The sequence below is a fragment of the Humibacter ginsenosidimutans genome, from assembly GCF_007859675.1.
Lineage (GTDB): Bacteria > Actinomycetota > Actinomycetes > Actinomycetales > Microbacteriaceae > Humibacter > Humibacter ginsenosidimutans.
Window position 1 is genome coordinate 1,694,935 of record NZ_CP042305.1, and the last position, 15,654, is coordinate 1,710,588.

General features: G+C 69.3%; 11 protein-coding genes, 1 tRNA gene and 3 pseudogenes. 6 read left to right on the top strand and 9 right to left on the bottom strand.

The window, feature by feature from the left end; all coding sequences use genetic code 11:
• Window positions 1-115: 115 nt before the first annotated feature.
• Window positions 116-1,156 (top strand): annotated as a pseudogene (locus FPZ11_RS07955) (recombinase family protein); the annotation flags it as partial.
• A 613-nt stretch (window positions 1,157-1,769) separates the two neighbouring features.
• Here FPZ11_RS07955 and FPZ11_RS07960 read toward each other — a convergent pair.
• The 5 genes from FPZ11_RS07960 to galU form a co-directional block, all read right to left on the bottom strand.
• Window positions 1,770-1,842 (bottom strand) — tRNA-Ala (locus FPZ11_RS07960).
• 141 nt (window positions 1,843-1,983) lie between these two features.
• Window positions 1,984-3,699, bottom strand: a complete 1,716-nt coding sequence (locus FPZ11_RS07965) for a class I adenylate-forming enzyme family protein (protein WP_146319837.1) — start codon at window positions 3,697-3,699, stop codon at window positions 1,984-1,986.
• A 70-nt stretch (window positions 3,700-3,769) separates the two neighbouring features.
• The gene (locus FPZ11_RS07970; RefSeq protein ID WP_146319839.1) at window positions 3,770-4,828 is read right to left on the bottom strand and encodes a hypothetical protein; all 1,059 of its coding nucleotides are present in this window, start codon (window positions 4,826-4,828) and stop codon (window positions 3,770-3,772) included.
• 64 nt (window positions 4,829-4,892) lie between these two features.
• Window positions 4,893-5,546, bottom strand: a complete 654-nt coding sequence (locus FPZ11_RS07975) for a GNAT family N-acetyltransferase (protein WP_146319841.1) — start codon at window positions 5,544-5,546, stop codon at window positions 4,893-4,895.
• Between the two features lie 30 nt (window positions 5,547-5,576).
• Window positions 5,577-6,521 carry a UTP--glucose-1-phosphate uridylyltransferase GalU gene (galU, locus tag FPZ11_RS07980; protein ID WP_146319843.1) on the bottom strand — a complete coding sequence of 315 codons (945 nt, stop codon included), beginning with the start codon at window positions 6,519-6,521 and terminating at the stop codon, window positions 5,577-5,579.
• Window positions 6,522-6,577: 56 nt separating this feature from the next.
• On the opposite strand from galU, the pseudogene FPZ11_RS07985 reads away from it, so the two are divergent.
• The 3 genes and pseudogenes from FPZ11_RS07985 to mscL all read left to right on the top strand — a co-directional run bounded on the left by FPZ11_RS07985 (window position 6,578) and on the right by mscL (window position 8,038).
• A pseudogene (locus tag FPZ11_RS07985) lies at window positions 6,578-7,160 on the top strand (5-formyltetrahydrofolate cyclo-ligase).
• A 25-nt stretch (window positions 7,161-7,185) separates the two neighbouring features.
• On the top strand, window positions 7,186-7,491 hold the full coding sequence (locus FPZ11_RS07990) for an FmdB family zinc ribbon protein (protein ID WP_146319845.1): 306 nt from the start codon (window positions 7,186-7,188) through the stop codon (window positions 7,489-7,491).
• Window positions 7,492-7,552: 61 nt separating this feature from the next.
• Entirely contained in the window at window positions 7,553-8,038 is a 486-nt protein-coding gene (mscL, locus tag FPZ11_RS07995; RefSeq protein ID WP_146319847.1) for a large conductance mechanosensitive channel protein MscL, read from the top strand.
• A 79-nt stretch (window positions 8,039-8,117) separates the two neighbouring features.
• On the opposite strand, the gene FPZ11_RS08000 is transcribed toward mscL, so the two are convergent.
• Both FPZ11_RS08000 and FPZ11_RS08005 read right to left on the bottom strand, forming a co-directional pair.
• The gene (locus FPZ11_RS08000) at window positions 8,118-8,324 is read right to left on the bottom strand and encodes a hypothetical protein (protein WP_146319849.1); all 207 of its coding nucleotides are present in this window, start codon (window positions 8,322-8,324) and stop codon (window positions 8,118-8,120) included.
• 59 nt (window positions 8,325-8,383) lie between these two features.
• A pseudogene (locus FPZ11_RS08005) lies at window positions 8,384-12,080 on the bottom strand (AAA family ATPase).
• A 193-nt stretch (window positions 12,081-12,273) separates the two neighbouring features.
• Between FPZ11_RS08005 and FPZ11_RS08010 the strand changes: the two are divergent.
• The gene (locus tag FPZ11_RS08010; protein WP_146319851.1) at window positions 12,274-12,528 is read left to right on the top strand and encodes a hypothetical protein; all 255 of its coding nucleotides are present in this window, start codon (window positions 12,274-12,276) and stop codon (window positions 12,526-12,528) included.
• Window positions 12,529-12,542: 14 nt separating this feature from the next.
• Here the strand turns inward: FPZ11_RS08010 and FPZ11_RS08015 are convergent, their stop codons facing one another.
• Entirely contained in the window at window positions 12,543-13,649 is a 1,107-nt protein-coding gene (locus FPZ11_RS08015; protein ID WP_210415984.1) for an aminotransferase-like domain-containing protein, read from the bottom strand.
• 162 nt (window positions 13,650-13,811) lie between these two features.
• Between FPZ11_RS08015 and FPZ11_RS08020 the strand changes: the two genes are divergently transcribed.
• Window positions 13,812-14,273: a MarR family winged helix-turn-helix transcriptional regulator gene (locus FPZ11_RS08020; protein ID WP_146319855.1), complete on the top strand. Its 462-nt coding sequence runs from the start codon at window positions 13,812-13,814 to the stop codon at window positions 14,271-14,273.
• 125 nt (window positions 14,274-14,398) lie between these two features.
• On the opposite strand, the gene hutI is transcribed toward FPZ11_RS08020, so the two are convergent.
• Window positions 14,399-15,610, bottom strand: a complete 1,212-nt coding sequence (gene hutI, locus FPZ11_RS08025) for an imidazolonepropionase (RefSeq protein ID WP_146319857.1) — start codon at window positions 15,608-15,610, stop codon at window positions 14,399-14,401.
• Between the last annotated feature and the right edge of the window lie 44 nt (window positions 15,611-15,654).

Consider the following 15,654-nt stretch of genomic DNA (forward strand, 5'->3'; position numbering starts at 1 on the left):
CGCACCGAGACCATCGGGTCTCGCCCTACAGCCTTCAACGGCTGCTCTCACGATCAACACCCCTCCCACCGACAGTGGGAGCGCGAGGGTCGAACCGCGTGAGAGTGAGCCCCCGATGACCACCATTGCCGACGATCCGGCAGCCAGCCTCATCGACCCGCCCAAGACTGCGGCTGCCGCCGTGTCGTACCTGCGGGTCTCCACCCGCGAGCAGGCCGAGAAGGGCGGGACCGACGAAGGCTTCTCGATCCCTGCCCAGCGCGAAGCGACCCGGCGTAAGGCCGAACAGCTCGGCGCCGGCATCGTCGAGGAGTTCGTCGACGCGGGAGCCTCAGCCAAGTCGTCCGACCGGCCCGAGCTGATGCGGATGATCCAGTATGTCAAGGCCAACAAGGTCGCGTACTGCATCGTTCACAAGGTCGACCGGCTCGCCCGCAACCGCGCCGACGACGTGAGTATCCACCTCGCACTCCAACAGTGCGGGGTCATGCTCGTGTCTGCGTCCGAGAACATCGACGAGACCCCCTCCGGGATGCTGCTGCACGGCATCATGTCCACCATCGCCGAGTTCTACTCCCGCAACCTCGCCACCGAGGTCGCCAAGGGCATGACCCAGAAGGCCATCGGCGGCGGCACGAACGGGCGCGCGCCCATCGGCTACTTGAACGTCCGCAAGCGCGACGAGCTCGGGCGCGAAGTCCGCACCATCGAGCTCGATCCCGAGCGAGCACCGATGATCGAGTGGGCGTTCAAGGCGTACGCCTCGGGCAACTGGAGCGTCAGCCAACTCCACGACGAACTCACCTCGCGCGGGCTGCGCAGCCTGCCCACGCCGAAGAGGCCGGCGAAGCCTCTGGCGGTATCCACCATCCATCGACTCCTGACCAACCCGTACTACAAGGGCGATGTCATCTACAGGGGCACCCGCTACAAGGGAAGCCACCCGGCACTCGTGCCAGCCGAGGTCTGGTACCAGGTACAGTCCGTGCTCACCGCGCACCAGTGCGCCGTCGAGGCAACCCAAGTCCACGGCCACTACCTCAAAGGCACCATCCACTGCGGCCAGTGCGGCTCCCGGCTCATCGTCTCCAACGCGAAGAACCGCCACGGCAACGTCTACTGCTACTTCGTGTGCTCCGGTCGGCACTCCAAGCGCACCGACTGCACGCGCCAGGCGATGCTCATCGAAGACGTCGAGAAACTCGTCGAGGACTACTACACCCGCGTCCAGATCACGCCCGCCCAGCAGGACGCCCTCGCGGGCATGCTCCACCACGAGTTCGGCCGGCTCATGGCCGTCGAAACCGAGGAACTGGAACGCCTCACCACCAACCGTGACCGGCTCGAAAGCGAGCAGGACCGCCTCATGCAGGCGCACTACGCCGACGCGATCCCGCTCTCCGTGCTCAAGCGCGAGCAGGACCGCATCGTCGCCGAACTCGACCAAGTGACCCGCCGCATCGACGCCCACTTCGGCGACTACGCCGACGCCCGCTCCCACCTCGACGACGCCCTCGGCCTGCTCGCCAACTGCGCCGACATCTACACCCGCTGCGACGACACCAACCGGCGCCTGTGCAACCAGGCCTTCTTCACCAAGGTCTTCATCGACGAGGACAACGAGCTGCGCGTCGAGCACAACCGGCCCTTCGAGATGCTCCTCGATCCGCAGGTCAACGCCAACGCCCTGACCTGGGCCGCAGACGCGAACAAGGCCCGAACCTCGACCAACGTTTCCGTTGGCAAGGGTTCGAGCCTTGTGCGTGCGGTGGAGCTACGGGGATTCGAACCCCGGACCTTCTCATTGCGAACGAGACGCGCTACCAACTGCGCCATAGCCCCAAGTGCGTATGAGACTCTAGCACGTCGCACCGCTCCATCAGGAATCGTGGGCCGCCTCCGGAGCCCCGCCCAAGGCGACTCAGGACCCCGACCCGCAACCACCCCGAGTCCGACCCGAAACCCTGCCGAGCGCGCGCCCGATCAGGCCGGCCGACCCTCCACGATCCACTGCACGAGCTGGTACTTCTGCACCTTCCCGGTGGTCGTCATCGGCAGCTCCTCCACCATCACCACCGTCATCCCGCGCGGCACCTTGAACGGGGCGAGGTGGGTTCTCGCGTGCGCAAGAAGCGCGCGTTCGTCGAGCACGGCATCCTCTGCCGCGACCACCCATGCCCAGCCGATCTCGCCGTAACGCTCGTCGGGGATGCCAGCCACATACGCCTGGTTCACGCCGTCGTATGCCGTGAGCACCTGCTCCACCTCGAGCGGAGCCACGAGCTCGCCGCCCACCTTGAACAGCTCCTTGCTGCGCCCGCTCAGGTGCAGGTAGCCGTCATCGTCGACCCACCCGAGGTCGCCGGTGCGCAGCCAGCCGTCCTCGTCGATCGCGGCCGCAGCCTGCGCGCTCTCGCCGATGTATTCGCGCGTCACCTGGGGCCCGCGCACCACCAGCTCCCCGCTCTCCCCCTGCGGGAGCACGTGCCCGTCGAACGGGTCGATCGTGCGGTACTCGGCGAGCCGTCCGTTCGGGATGCCCGTGCCCACCGCAGCGAGTCCACCCAGCTTCGGTGTGCCGACAACGCTCGACACCAGCTCGATCGAATCCCCCGGCAGCGTGAGGGCGGTCGCCGCCGACACCTCCGTCTGTCCGTACCCGGTGAAGATCATCTGCGGGTTCAGGTCGGTCATGACCCGGTTCCACAGCCAGACCGGAGCGGGCGCCGCGGCGGAGAACACGGACTGGAGACTGCTGAGGTCGTAGTCATCCTTCACCGCCTGGTCGACGACGGCGACCGTCATCGTCGGCACGAACAGCACCTCGTTGATGCCGTGCTGCTGGATGAGCTCGAGCGTGGTGCGCGGGTTGAAGACGCGCTGGGGAACGATCGCGCCGCCGGCGAAGACGGCGGCGAGCATCCCCTCCACATACCCGAACACGTGGTAGAGCGGCAGCGCGAAGCCGATGCGCCAGCCGTCGTCGAACGCGCGATGGTACGCGGAGCCGTAGGCGCTGCGCAGCAGCATGTCGTGGGTGAGCTCCGCGCCGAGCGCGTGCCCTGTCGTGCCGGAGGTGAAGACGATGTCGGCGACGTCATCGGCGAGCACCGCCTGCGTCGCCTCGTCGACGAGCTGATCGTCGAGCTCCCGCGACAGCCCGGGAACCGTGAGTGCTCCCGACCGCCAGCCCGACTCGGCGAGCACGATCTGCCGCAGTGTGGGCACGTCGTCGCTGTTCACGCCCGACTCCCAGCGGCCGAAACGTTCATCGAACACCGCCAGAAAGTCGGTGGCCGCCGAGGAGTCGATGCTGATCAGCACCCTCGCACCCGACTGCTGCAGCCTGGTCACGATCTCGTCGCCGCGATACAGATAGTTCAGCGCCACGGCCACGGCGCCGACGCGCGCGATCGCGAACTTGACGATCGGATAGTCGAGCCGGTTGTCCATCAGCATGGCCACCCGATCGCCCTTGCGCACGCCGAGCTCGATCAGGCCCGTCGCCAGTCGCCGTGAGCGTTCAGCGACCTGCGCGTACGTGAGGGTGCCGGCATCCGTCACCACATAGGGACGATCCGGATGCCGGGCGACGGCGACGTCGAAGGCCGCGGCCAATGAACGGGGAACCCAGCTGCCGAGCGTGCGCTCCAGTGCGTCACGGCGGCGGTCGATGTCAGACGACGAGATCGTGTTCATGGCGCGACACTACGCCCGGCCGACGCGGGTGCGCACGGCGAAGTCGGGTCAGACGACCACGCGTCGAGAATCAGCCGGCGGCGCGCCTGCGACGCAGCGCCTCGTCGAGGTCGATGTGCTCGCTCTCGACGTCGCCGAGCATCCCCATGCTGGAATACCTGCTGGCGGGTCTCGGCGCCTGCGCCGGCTGTTCGGCGACCTCGCGCTCCGGCTCCTGAGGCTGCTCGCGCACCGGCAACGTCGGAACCTGCGCGGCCGCGAGACGCGCAGCGCGTTCTTCGAGCTCGGCGCGCGCTGCGGCCCTGCGCAGCGCGACCGCGGCGTCGAGGGATGCCATGGCCGCCGCCGCCCGCGACCCCGGTGACTGGTACATCGGCTTGGGCAGCGGCTGAGGCTCCCAGCCGTCCGCCTCGTCTGCCGCAGGCTCCGCGACCGGTGCGGGATCTGCGTGCTCCGCGTGATCGTAGAGGTCGGGGTTCTGCCGCACAACGGGCATCCTGCCGTGTCGCGCCGCCCGGTGGGCCGCGATCTGCTGCGCCAGCCGACGCAGCACAGCGACGGCGCACACGAACAGCACGGCCGACGCGGCCAGCAGCCACCACGATCCCGAGATGAGCAGTGAGTGAACCCCGAACACGATGCCGATCACCGACGCGGCGACGGCCCCTGTCGTGGCCAGCCGCGTGCGTCGCACGGCGCGCATGAACGTGCGCTCTCGCTCGGCGCGGCTCGGCGCCGAGCGCACGTCAGCGCGCTGCACCGCGACCTCCGCCTCGGCGACATCGGTCGCGCCCAGCGGCGGAAGCTGGTCGTCGTGCGCCGCCTCCGCCCTGGCGATGGCGCGCGCCTCGGATGCCGCATGGGCGCGCGCGGAAGCCGCAGCCTTCGCCTGCACCTTCTTCAGCAGCCGCTGCTGCCGTGCCACGTCGCGCGCCGTCGGCTCGACCCGCACCTCTTCCGGTGCCTCCGCGGTCTCAGCGAGAATGCGCAGCGTCTGCTGCAGGCGCACCGCGTTGCGCTCGGCGTTCATGTAGTCGCGACGCCTCAGCCAGGTCGGCACGAGGTAGGCCAGCCAGAGGGTCGCGGCGAGAGCGATGACGACGCCGCCACTCAATGTCCCCCCGGTCATGCCACTACGGTATGCGGCTCGGGGCGGGGCACAGGGGCGGCTGCTCCGTGTGTCCGCGATTCCATCATCGGGTCCGCGGAACGAGCGGGTGCGCGGCCGCTTCGAGATCGGCCGCCGGAACGTTGGCCGCGTCGAGCGGGACATCCCCCGCCTTCCATCGTCGCAGCACCCCCTGCGGGATCTCTTCCACCACGAGCGCGAAGCAGAAGTGGTCGCGCCAGTCGCCGTTGATGTGGATGTACCGCCTGCGCAGCCCCTCGTACCGGAAGCCGAGCTTCTGCACCACCCGCAGCGAAGGACCGTTCTCGGGCCTGATGCAGATCTCCATGCGGTGCAGCCCGAGCTGGAAGAAGCAGTAGTCGGTGGCCAGCGCCACCGAGGTGGGCGTGACGCCCTTGCCTGCGAAGCGCTCGGCCACCCAATAGCCGATGGTCGCCGAGGCGAGCGACCCGTAGGTGATCGACGACACGTTGAGCTGCCCGGCGAGCTCGCCGTCGTATTCCATGACGAACGGCAGCCCGTGACCGGCGCGCGACGACGCCTGCAACGACCGGATGCTCGCCCGCGTGTCGAAGGCCGCCGGCCCGTGCGGGCTGGTCGCCTCCCACTGCCTCAGCCACGTGCGGTTGTCGAGCAGCTCCTTCTCGAGGGCGCGCGCATCCCGCAGTCTGATCGGACGGATGCCGACAGCTGCGTCATTGAGGCTGGGCACGTACACGGGTCAGTCGCCTGGTTCTCTCGGTGCGGCTCAGTCGTGGCCGGGCGTCTCAATGCCCGGTTCCGCGATCACGTCGCCCTGCACGGGCTCGTCGTCGAGTCCCGCGGCGAACTCCCGCAGCCACGGCCGGAACCGGGGCCCCAGGTCTTCGCGATCGATCGCCAGCTGCACGATCGACTTGAGGTAGTCCAGCCGGTCACCGGTGTCGTAACGACGGCCGCGGAACACCACGCCGTAGACGCCGGGGCCGTCGGGGTCTGCCGCCAGCTCCTGGAGGGCGTCCGTCAGCTGGATCTCGCCGCCCTTGCCGGGCGCCGTGTGCTCCAACACGTCGAACACCTCCGGCTGCAGCACGTAACGGCCGATGATGGCGAGGTTCGACGGGGCATCCTCCGGCGCGGGCTTCTCGACGAGTCCGCGCACGCGAACGACACCCTCGTCGTCGGTGGCCTCGACATCGGCGGCGCCGTAGAGGTTGATCTGCTCGGGGTCGACCTCGAGCAGCGCGATCACGCTGGCACCGCGCCGTTCGGCGACCTCGATCATCGTGGTGAGGAGCTCGTCGCGGCTGTCGATGATGTCATCGCCGAGCAGCACGGCGAAGGGTTGACGTCCCACGTGCTTGCGGGCGCGCAGCACAGCGTGTCCCAGGCCCTTCGGGTCGCCTTGGCGCACGTAGTGCATGTCGGCCAGCTCGCTCGAGTACATGACCCTGCGCAGCTTCTCGATGTCACCCTTGGCGACGAGCGTGGACTCGATCTCGGTCGCGCGGTCGAAGTGGTTCTCGAGCGCGTTCTTGTTGCGTCCCGTGATGAGCAGAACGTCGTCGAGGCCCGCACCGACCGCTTCTTCGACCACGTACTGAATGGCCGGCTTGTCGACGACAGGCAGCATCTCTTTGGGCATCGCCTTCGTGGCGGGCAGAAACCGGGTTCCCAGGCCTGCTGCGGGGATGACGGCTTTGGTGATGGCCATCTGCTCAGGGTATCGGCTGCCCGGCCTCCATCGACAATCCGCCTAAAATCGCGGGTATGCCCACCGACCAGAGCAGCGCGAAGCGCGCTCTCCGCGCCGACCTCCGCGAACGCAGGCAGAACCTCACGAGCACCGAGAGGGAGAATGCGACCGCCGGCATCACGGCGAACCTGCAGCGTCTCGTCGAGGAACACGATGCCGCCTCGCTCTCCTGTTATCTCTCCGGACAGAACGAGCCGAACACCAGGCCGTTCCTCAACTGGGCGTTCGCCGAGCACCTGCGAGTGCTGCTGCCGATCAGCAGGGAAGACGGACTGCTCGACTGGACCGTCGACGACGGCGAGTCCGAGACCCTCGGCATCCACGGCCTGCCGGAGGCCGTCGGCGAGCTGCTCGGTCCGATCGCGATCAACGACGTCGATCTCATCATCGTTCCGGCTGCTGCCGTCGACGCGTCGGGCATGCGCATGGGGTGGGGCAAGGGCTACTTCGACAAAACCCTGGGCAGCATGGAAAAAATGTCCCCCGGTGTACGCCGTGGTGTTCGACGGCGAGGTTCTCGACGAGGTGCCCCGCGAACGACACGACGAACCGGTGACCGGCGCGGTGACCCCGACCCGCATCATCCGGTTCCGCTGACACCACCACGATCGAGAGAGAACCGATGCCCACCTATTCCTATAAGTGCGCTGAATGCGGACACGCGTTCGACATCCACCAGTCCTTCAGCGACGACGCACTGACCGTGTGCCCGGAGTGCGGCGGACCGCTGCGCAAGGTGTTCGGCGCCGTCGGCGTCACGTTCAAGGGATCGGGCTTCTACCGCACCGACTCGCGCGGCGGCTCGTCCTCGTCGGCACCCGCAGCCAAGAAGGATGCCCCGTCGTCGTCATCGAGCGACTCGAAGCCGGCATCCACCGAGAAGAAGAGTACGCCCGCCGCGCCGTCGTCAGCGGGTTCTGCCGCCTGATCGCACGTTGGTCCGTACCATCTAAGGTGCGAGCCACACCACGACACACTGGGGGGTCACCGTGATCAAGGGCTTCAAAGAGTTCATCATGCGCGGCAACGTGATCGATCTCGCGGTCGCCGTTGTCATCGGCGCTGCGTTCACGGCCGTCGTGAACGCCATCGTCGCCAGCCTGATCAACCCGCTGATCAGCGCCGTCTTCAAGGCCGACTCGCTCGACAAGGCCCTCAAGGTGCCGATCCCCACGGTCGGCGGTGGCACCACCTACCTGGCGTTCGGCGCGATCATCGGCGCCGTCATCCAGTTCCTGGCGGTCGCGCTCGTCGTGTACTTCGTGTTCGTGCTGCCCATGAACCACTTCAGGGAACGGGCGGAGGCCAAGCGCGCGGTCACAGCGGGCGACGAGGCCGAGGCGCTGCCCGCCGACGTCGAGCTGCTCACGCAGATCCGCGACCTGCTCGCCGCACAGGCCGACGCGAACCTGCTCGATGCCGCCAGATCGGAAGCGGCAGGCGGTCGGCACTCCGACGCGCCGCCTTCGGAATAGCGCGCCCGCGCGCCCCGCTCCCCCGGTCCGAAAGCCGCCGAAGGCGCGGTCGGAGTGAGTCGTGCCCGGTGGGGCGTGCTCAGTGCGTCTTGCCCCAGTGCGGCGGAACGTCGCCCTTCAGCCGCTCGTCGTTGCGGTCGGAACGGTCTCCCCACGCACGGTCGGTGTCGTCGGATGCGCGCACCGCGGCATCCGCACCGGCCTGCGGTGTCGGGTCGGCGCCCGGCGCGCCGGCGCGCTGAGCCCTCCGGCCCTGCCGCCGTTCGTTCGCACCTGATCGCGTCACGCTCTCCAGCGTACGGGGCCGTGCGCATGGCACGTCCCGCGCGACGGGGCCGACCCGCGTCAGTCGTCCTTCTGCTCGGGCTCGACGGCACCGAGCAGCCGACCGATGCGCAGCGCCACCGCCTCGGGGTCGGCGAACAGCTCGAAGCTGTGCACCCGCACGTAGTGCCAGCCGAGCCGGCGCAGCACCTCGGGCCGCAGTCGCAGCGACTCCCGCAGGCTCGCCGCGCCCAGCACCCTGTCGGTCTCGACCACCACGGCTTTGCCCGCGAACGACGCGGCCAGCGGCAGCACACCGCGGTGCCCGAGCTGCACGTTCATGCCGAGCTTCTCGAGCCGGTACGCGAGGTCGATGAGCAGGGGCTCGGAGTCGTCGGGGATCTCGTCGTTCGACGACTCGATCTCCTGCGCCTCCTCGAGCACCTGGGCCAGCGCGACGATGCCGTGCCTCATGCGCGAGTCGTCGATGTCCTCAGGACGGAAGCACGACACGATGTCCATCGCGCGGCGGGCGCGGGTGAGGCCGACCGCGAGCATCCTCTCTCCGCCCGGCTCGCCGAGCGCGCCGAACGACGAGAGCAGCCGGCCGTGCGGGGTGCGGCCGTAGCCGATCGAGAAGATCACCCGGTCGCGGCTCTGCGCGACCGCCTCGTCGAGCGTGACCACCGTGAACGGTTCCGGCCGGTCGCCCATGATGAAGTCGGCCAGCTCCTGCCGCCCCGAGGATGCCGCCAGCACGGCGTGCTGCACCCGCACCGCGTGCTTCTGGCTCGCCGTGACCACCATGAGCGATTCGCGCGGCCGGTTCAGCGCATGGTCGAGCACGAGCTCAACAACGCGGTTCACCTCGGCGTCGACGCTCTCCACCGTTCCGGTGTCGCCGTCGGGCATGCCGTGTCCGCCGCGCACATAGCTCAGCGTGAGGCTGGAGTGGCCGAGGAAGCTGCCGGCCCACGGCAGGGACTCGATCTGTCCGCCGTAGAACCGGCGGTCGACGAGCTCGGCGAGGTCGTCTCCCACCGAGCGGTAGCTGCGGGTGAGAGTGTAGACGGGGAGCAGGTCGGAGAGCCGGGCCAGTGCCGAGGAGGCGTGGAGGGCATCCACGTCGCGAGGCTCTGCCTGCTCATCGTCGTCGGAGGACGACGGGTCGGTGACCGCGATGCGGAACGGCGACGGTGTCTGCGTCACGGGATCGCCGACGGCGACCACCTGGCGCGCCCTGTGCAGCGCGCCGATGCTCTCGGCGAGAGTGCACGCGCCCGCGTCGACGAGGATGACCGTGTCGAACGCCATCGACGCCGGCAGCGCCGACACGTCGTAGGGCGACGCGAGCCACACCGGCGCGAGCACGCGGCTCAGCTGCGGTGCCTGCTCCGCGAGGATCGCCGGCGACACCGAGCCGTTCTTCAGCATGCGGCGCAGCGAGTCGGCCTGCTCGATGTTGTCGGCGAGCGCGATCTTCCACTGCACCGCGAGCTGGGCGGCCAGCAGCTGGCCGGTCGCCGACGCGTGGGCCTGGTCCACCAGCCTGAAGTCGGCCTCGAGCCGGTCGAGCACCTTGGTGTTGGCGCCGAGCAGCGCGCGGTCGTCGGCCAGCAGTGTCTCGAGCACCGACTGCCACCAGGCGAGTTCCAGCTCGGCCGCCACGTTGTCGCTCGTGACGTGACGAGCTGACATGTCCGACAGGAGCGGATCCAGCCGCAGCTCGCGGAGCCGAGCGAGCAGTGCCGTGCGCTCCTGCAGGTTCATGAGCACTTCGGATTCGACGGCGAGCCCGCCGAGCTGCTGCGTCAGCTCGCCGAGGGGCAGCACGAGCAGGGAGTCCTTGGTGCGCGTGCGGCCGAGCGGGACATCCAGGCTCATCAGGTCTTCTGCGACCTTCTGGTAGGCCACCTGCACGTCGGCGACGCCGACCGGCACGCTCGGCGGCGCGCCCGCCTCCGCGAACCTGTTCCACAGCGTGCGCTGCTGCTGGATGCGCCGCAGCGCCTCGTTCAGGTCGGCGACGTGACCGCCGGGGCGCACGTATTCCTGAGCCAGCTTGCGCAGCCGTCGCCTGGTCGCCCCCGACATGCCCGAGTTGTCGCGGCGCGCCGACGTTGCGGTGATCAGCTCGTCGAGAGGACGGTCGAACACGGCGGGCAGAAACCTGTCGAGGCTCTCGCGCACGTCGGCGAGCAGGCGCAGGTAGATGCCGAGCTCGGCGATGTTGGCGAAGGGGCGCAGCCGGGTTCCCTCGATGAGCGCGGTGGCCCTGTCGATGAGCCGGGGGACCTCGATGCTGCTCAGCTTCTTGGCGAGCGCGTGCGCCGCCGTCGCCTCCGCCGTGGAGTGGAAGTCGGCCCCGTACCAGGGCGAGTCGTTCGGCCCGTACCTGAACTCGCCGAGCGCGGCCGCCTTGCGCAGCACGCCTGCCGCCTCCGTGCGGTCGTTCGCGAGCGCCTCGATCGACGACCTGTCGAGGCGGGCCTTCGTGCGCGGGGGCGACGGCAGCAGCGCCAGACGCGCCAACTCGCCGAGGGCATCCAGCACGCTGACGCCGAAGGCCTTGTCTCTTCCGGTGAGCGCTCCGCGATAGTCGAGCAGCACCCTGCGCAGGCGCACGAGCGCGTCGTCCACCTCGTCGGCGTTGGGCTTGGTGGTCTTCTCGTTGCGGGTGATCGAGCGGATGAGATCACGACGCACGGAGCGGGCCGAGACAGCGGCGCCGCCCAGGCCGACCTGGTCGAGGCGGTGGGCGATGGCATCCAGGCTCGAGCGGCGCGGCCCGACCACGAGCACGCGACGATTACGCGCCACGAGCGCGCCGATCGCGTTGACGACGGTCTGCGTCGCGCCCGTTCCCGGCAGCGTCTTGACCACGACGGAGTTGCCGCTGGCGATCTGCGCGACGACGCTCTCCTGCTCGGGATCCGCATCGAGCAACAGGGTGTCGATCGACGGCGGACGAGTGTCTTGCGGCACCACCTCGGCCGGCGAGAACGCGCTCTCGACGCGATCCTTCGCCGACGGGTTGCCGGAGAGCGCCAGCAGCACGTCGTGCTCGAAGTCGCCGAGGTCTTCCGTCATGCTGTGCGCCACATCGGCGAACGATGAGACCACGAGCCTCGGCTGCACCGAGAAGGATGCCACGTGGCTGGTGAGCGAGCGCAGCCGGTCGATCACGGGCTGCGGCTTGAAGACCCCGTTGGTCTCGGCGAGCGCGACGAACGCGTCGGCGTCGAGCTCGATGCTGAACTGCTCGTGCAACGTGCGCCGCAGCTCGGGGTTGAGGAAGGTCTTGCCGCGCAGCTTGAGGCTCGAAGTCGCGGCCGTAGCGGCGGATCGCGACGGGCCGCAGCAGCACGGGAGCGGTGTACTCGTCTGCGCCGTCGCGCCAGTGCGCAAGGCCGATGCCGAGGTGCACGGCGTCGATGCCGCGTACCGTGCGCAGCTCGATGCCCTTGGCCGTGATGGCCCCCGCCGCGGCCTTCGCGGCGCGCAGCGCGATGTCGTCGCGGATCAGGCTCGACAGCAGCGTGCGGTCGCCGGTGATGAACTGCGGAAGGCCGCCGGGATGCGTGGCGCTGAGCTCTATTCTGGTGCGGGGCGTGTCGACGAAGTGCAACAGCGGAGAGGGTCCCCCGACGGCGGCGACATCGTCGCGCCACTTCGTCCAGACGGGCTCGGAGATGTTGCCTGCAGTCACGTTCGGATCACCCAGCGTCACGGTATACGGCCCGGTGGCTGTTCGCGGGTCGAGCGCGGCATCCTCCAACGCGTCCAGCGACGTGTAGTCCACGTCACGTCGTTTCTCGGGTCTCCGCACACCCGGTACCCTATGCGGCGCCGCAGGGGAAGACGGTGAGGCGAGGCCGTTTATGACCTATCCGGGCCAGGGCGGTCGGCGTAGGCTGACCGCACCGGAACAGGCGTCCGGGCCACAGACCATCACGGATCAGGGGACATCCATGAGCAAGCGCGACGAGGTCGTTGAACTGGCCAGCAGCAATCCGATCAGTCTGCTGAGCGGATGGGGCATCAGAAGTGAGCACGCGTACCTCGCGGCGGTCGTGTCGCTGGGGCTCGTGTTCATCACCTGGCTGGTGTCGCGGGCCAAGAAGGACGACCGCGGCCGCTCGGAGCACTGGGGCCTCTTCCTCGGCGAGTGGGTCGCGTCGCTGCTGGCTCTCGGAGTGGCCCTGAAGCTCGAAGAGAAGGACTGAGCCCGCACCTCGGCTCAGCGCGTCCGATCGCGCAGCAGCCCGGCGAGCGTGGCCAGTCCGCGGTCGGCGTCGTCGCCGGATGCGTGGCTGAAGTTCAGCCGCATGGTGCCGAGCACCGGCTCGTTCGGGAAGAACTCCTCCCCCGGCATGAATGCCACGTTGCGCCGGATCGCCTCGGCCAGAAGCGGCCGGGTGTCGATGTGCTCGTTCAGCCGCAGCCAGTAGAAGAGGCCGCCGCGCGGGGTGTGCCATTCGGCGAGGTCGCCGAGGTGACGCCGCATCGCGGACTCGAAGGCGTCACGGCGCGAACTGTAGAAGCGCACGAGACCTTCGACGCGGGCATCCCAGCCCGGGTCGGTGACGGCCTCGAGCACGATGCTCTGCGAGAGCCGTGAGGTGTGCAGGTCGAGCGCCTGTTTGAGCATGACGAGCCGCGGGAACAGCTCGGCGGAGGCCGCGAGGTAGCCGAGTCGCAGGCCGGGCGCGAACGTCTTCGAGAACGAGCCCTGGTAGACCCATGAGCCGCCCGACATGCGCGAGGCGACGGGACGCCTGTCGCAGTCGTCGTAGGCGAGGTCGCGGTACGGATCGTCCTCGAACAGCACGGTGCCGGCGCTGAGGCAGCGTCGGGCGAGTTCGTCGCGCTCCGCGTCGCTCGCGCACGCTCCCGTGGGATTCGCGAAGGTGGGGATGACGTAGGCGAGCCGAGCGAGGTTCTCGCCGAGCACGTCGAGGTCGACGAACCGGGCGCCGTAGAGCCGGAACACCTGCAGGGCGGCGAGGTAGGTCGGCGACTCGACGGCCACGGGGGTGCCGCGGTCGATGAAGAGCTTCGCCACGAGGTCGATGCCCTGCTGGCTGCCGCCGAGGATCATCACCCGCTCGGGCGGGGCATCCACCCCGAGGCTTCGGAGCCGCTCGGAGACCACCTGGCGCAGCGCGGGCTCGCCCTCGCTGGGGCCGTACTGGAGAACGTCGGCGGATGCCGTTCCCGACCAGTCGGGCAGCGTCTCGCTCGCGGGCAGGCCGCCGGCGAACGAGACCATGCCTGGACGGTCGATGACGCTCAGAATCTCGCGGATGGGTGAGGGCTGCAGACGGTCGATACGCTCGGAGAACATGACGTGCCTTCGGTGAGAGTGGCGGACGGCCGACGTCATGTGTCGCGTGCCTGATGCGATGAGCCCGGCCGGTGTGCCGGAACCCGACGCAGAATAGGTCAAATGGGTTGACTAGATTATGCGCCCCGAAGAGATGTAGGTCAACATGATTGACTCAAACGGATGAGTGACGGTGGCAACGACGACGCCGGTGACGGTGCGGAGTGCGAGCGCGAGCTGCGCAGCGCCATCGAGGAGCTGTACTTCGGCTACCGCGCGTTCACGGCGCTGCCCGACGAGATCCTCGCCGAGCGCGGCCTCGGCAGAACGCACCACCGCATCCTCTACTTCGTCGACCGCAGCCCCGGACTCTCGGTCGGCGAGCTGCTCGGCGTGCTCGCCGTGACGAAGCAGGCGGTGCACCGGCCGATCAAGGAGCTGGAGCAGCGCGGTCTGCTGCGCATCGACACGGATGCCGGCGACCGTCGGGTGCGACGCCTCACCGTCACCGAAGAGGGCGCCGCGCTGGAGAGCCGGCTCACGACCGTGCAGATGCGGCTGCTCGCGAAGGCGTTCGACGGCCTGGGCGCGAGCGCGGAAGGGCACTGGCACGAGATCATGCAGCGGCTCGCGCGGCAGGACTGACGGGCACGGCCGCCCATCAGCCGTGCCGCAGCCGATTGCGCCAGGTCTCGGGCTTCGCGCCAGGCTATGTGGCGCAACAGCCGAGACCTGGCGCAATTGCGAGAGCCGACGGACCGGCACGCACGTCAGGCCACGCGCAGCTCGACGCCCTGCTTCCACACCCGGCGCACGAGAGGCACGCCGGGGCGATAGGCGAGGTAGACGTGACTGGGGGCGTCCAGCAGCACGAGGTCGGCGCTCGCGCCGGGCGACAGACGTCCGACGTCGTCGCGGTGCAGCGCACGCGCGCCACCGGCTGTCGCGGCCCAGAGCGCCTCGTCCGGCGTCATGCCCAGCTCGCGCACGGCGAGCGCGATGACGAACGGCATCGACGAGGTGAAGCACGATCCCGGGTTGCAGTCGCTCGCCAGCGCCAGGGTGACGCCCGCGGCGAGCAGGGCACGGGCATCCGGGTAGGGATGCTTCGTGGAGAACTCCACGCCGGGCAGCAGCGTGCACACGGTGTCGGAGCCGGCGAGCGCCTCGACGTCGGCATCCGAGAGGTACGTGCCGTGGTCGACGCTCGCCGCGCCCAGCTCCACGGCGAGCCGCACGCCGTCGCCGACGCCGAGCTGGCCGGCGTGGATGCGCGCCCCCAGCCCCCGAGACTGCCCGGCTGTGAGGATGCGCCTGGCCTCGTCCACCGTGAACGCGCCCTCCTCGCAGAACACGTCGATCCACCGCGAGTGCGGCGCACAGGCGTCGAGCATGGGACCGGTGACGAGGTCGACGTAGCCGTCTCGATCGTCGGCGTACTCGGGCGCCACGACGTGCGCGCCGAGGAACGTGACCTCGTCGGTCACCTCGCGCGCGAGCCGCGCCAGTCGCTCCTCGTTCTCGACGTCGAGCCCGTACCCGGTCTTCACCTCGAACGTTGTCGTGCCCTGCGCGGCGAGTTCCCGCTCGAAGCGCTGCAGAGTCGCGCGCAGCTGCTCGTCGCTCGCGCCGCGGGTGGCTGCGACGGTGCTGCGAATGCCGCCTGCCGCGTACCGCTCCCCCGCCATGCGCGCGACGAACTCGGCCGAACGGTCGCCCGCGAAGGCGATGTGGGTGTGGCTGTCGACGAAGCCCGGGATGATGGCCCGGCCGCCGGCATCCACCCGTTCCACGTCGCCCTGCAGCAGGCGCGCGACCTGCGGTGCAGCGTCGGCCTGGGGGCCGGCCCAGACGACGTTGCCGTCGATGACGATGAGCGCAGCGTCGGGGATGGCGCCGAGCGGGTCGTCCGGCCGTGCCCCCCTGGCCCCGAGCTCGTTGGTCACGAGCAACCCGATGCCGTGCACGAAGAGAGTGCTCATGCTCGCTGCCTCCCCTCGGTCAGCACCTTTTGCGCTGGTCGCGG

What these genes read in the sequence shown, in the direction of transcription:
- FPZ11_RS07965 (WP_146319837.1), bottom strand. Translation starts at nt 3,699, where the DNA reads ATGAACACGATCTCGTCGTCTGACATCGACCGCCGCCGTGACGCACTG.
- FPZ11_RS07970 (WP_146319839.1), bottom strand. Translation starts at nt 4,828, where the DNA reads ATGACCGGGGGGACATTGAGTGGCGGCGTCGTCATCGCTCTCGCCGCG.
- hutI (WP_146319857.1), bottom strand. Translation starts at nt 15,610, where the DNA reads ATGAGCACTCTCTTCGTGCACGGCATCGGGTTGCTCGTGACCAACGAG.
- FPZ11_RS07990 (WP_146319845.1), top strand. Translation starts at nt 7,186, where the DNA reads ATGCCCACCTATTCCTATAAGTGCGCTGAATGCGGACACGCGTTCGAC.
- FPZ11_RS08010 (WP_146319851.1), top strand. Translation starts at nt 12,274, where the DNA reads ATGAGCAAGCGCGACGAGGTCGTTGAACTGGCCAGCAGCAATCCGATC.
- FPZ11_RS08015 (WP_210415984.1), bottom strand. Translation starts at nt 13,649, where the DNA reads ATGTTCTCCGAGCGTATCGACCGTCTGCAGCCCTCACCCATCCGCGAG.
- FPZ11_RS08020 (WP_146319855.1), top strand. Translation starts at nt 13,812, where the DNA reads ATGAGTGACGGTGGCAACGACGACGCCGGTGACGGTGCGGAGTGCGAG.
- galU (WP_146319843.1), bottom strand. Translation starts at nt 6,521, where the DNA reads ATGGCCATCACCAAAGCCGTCATCCCCGCAGCAGGCCTGGGAACCCGG.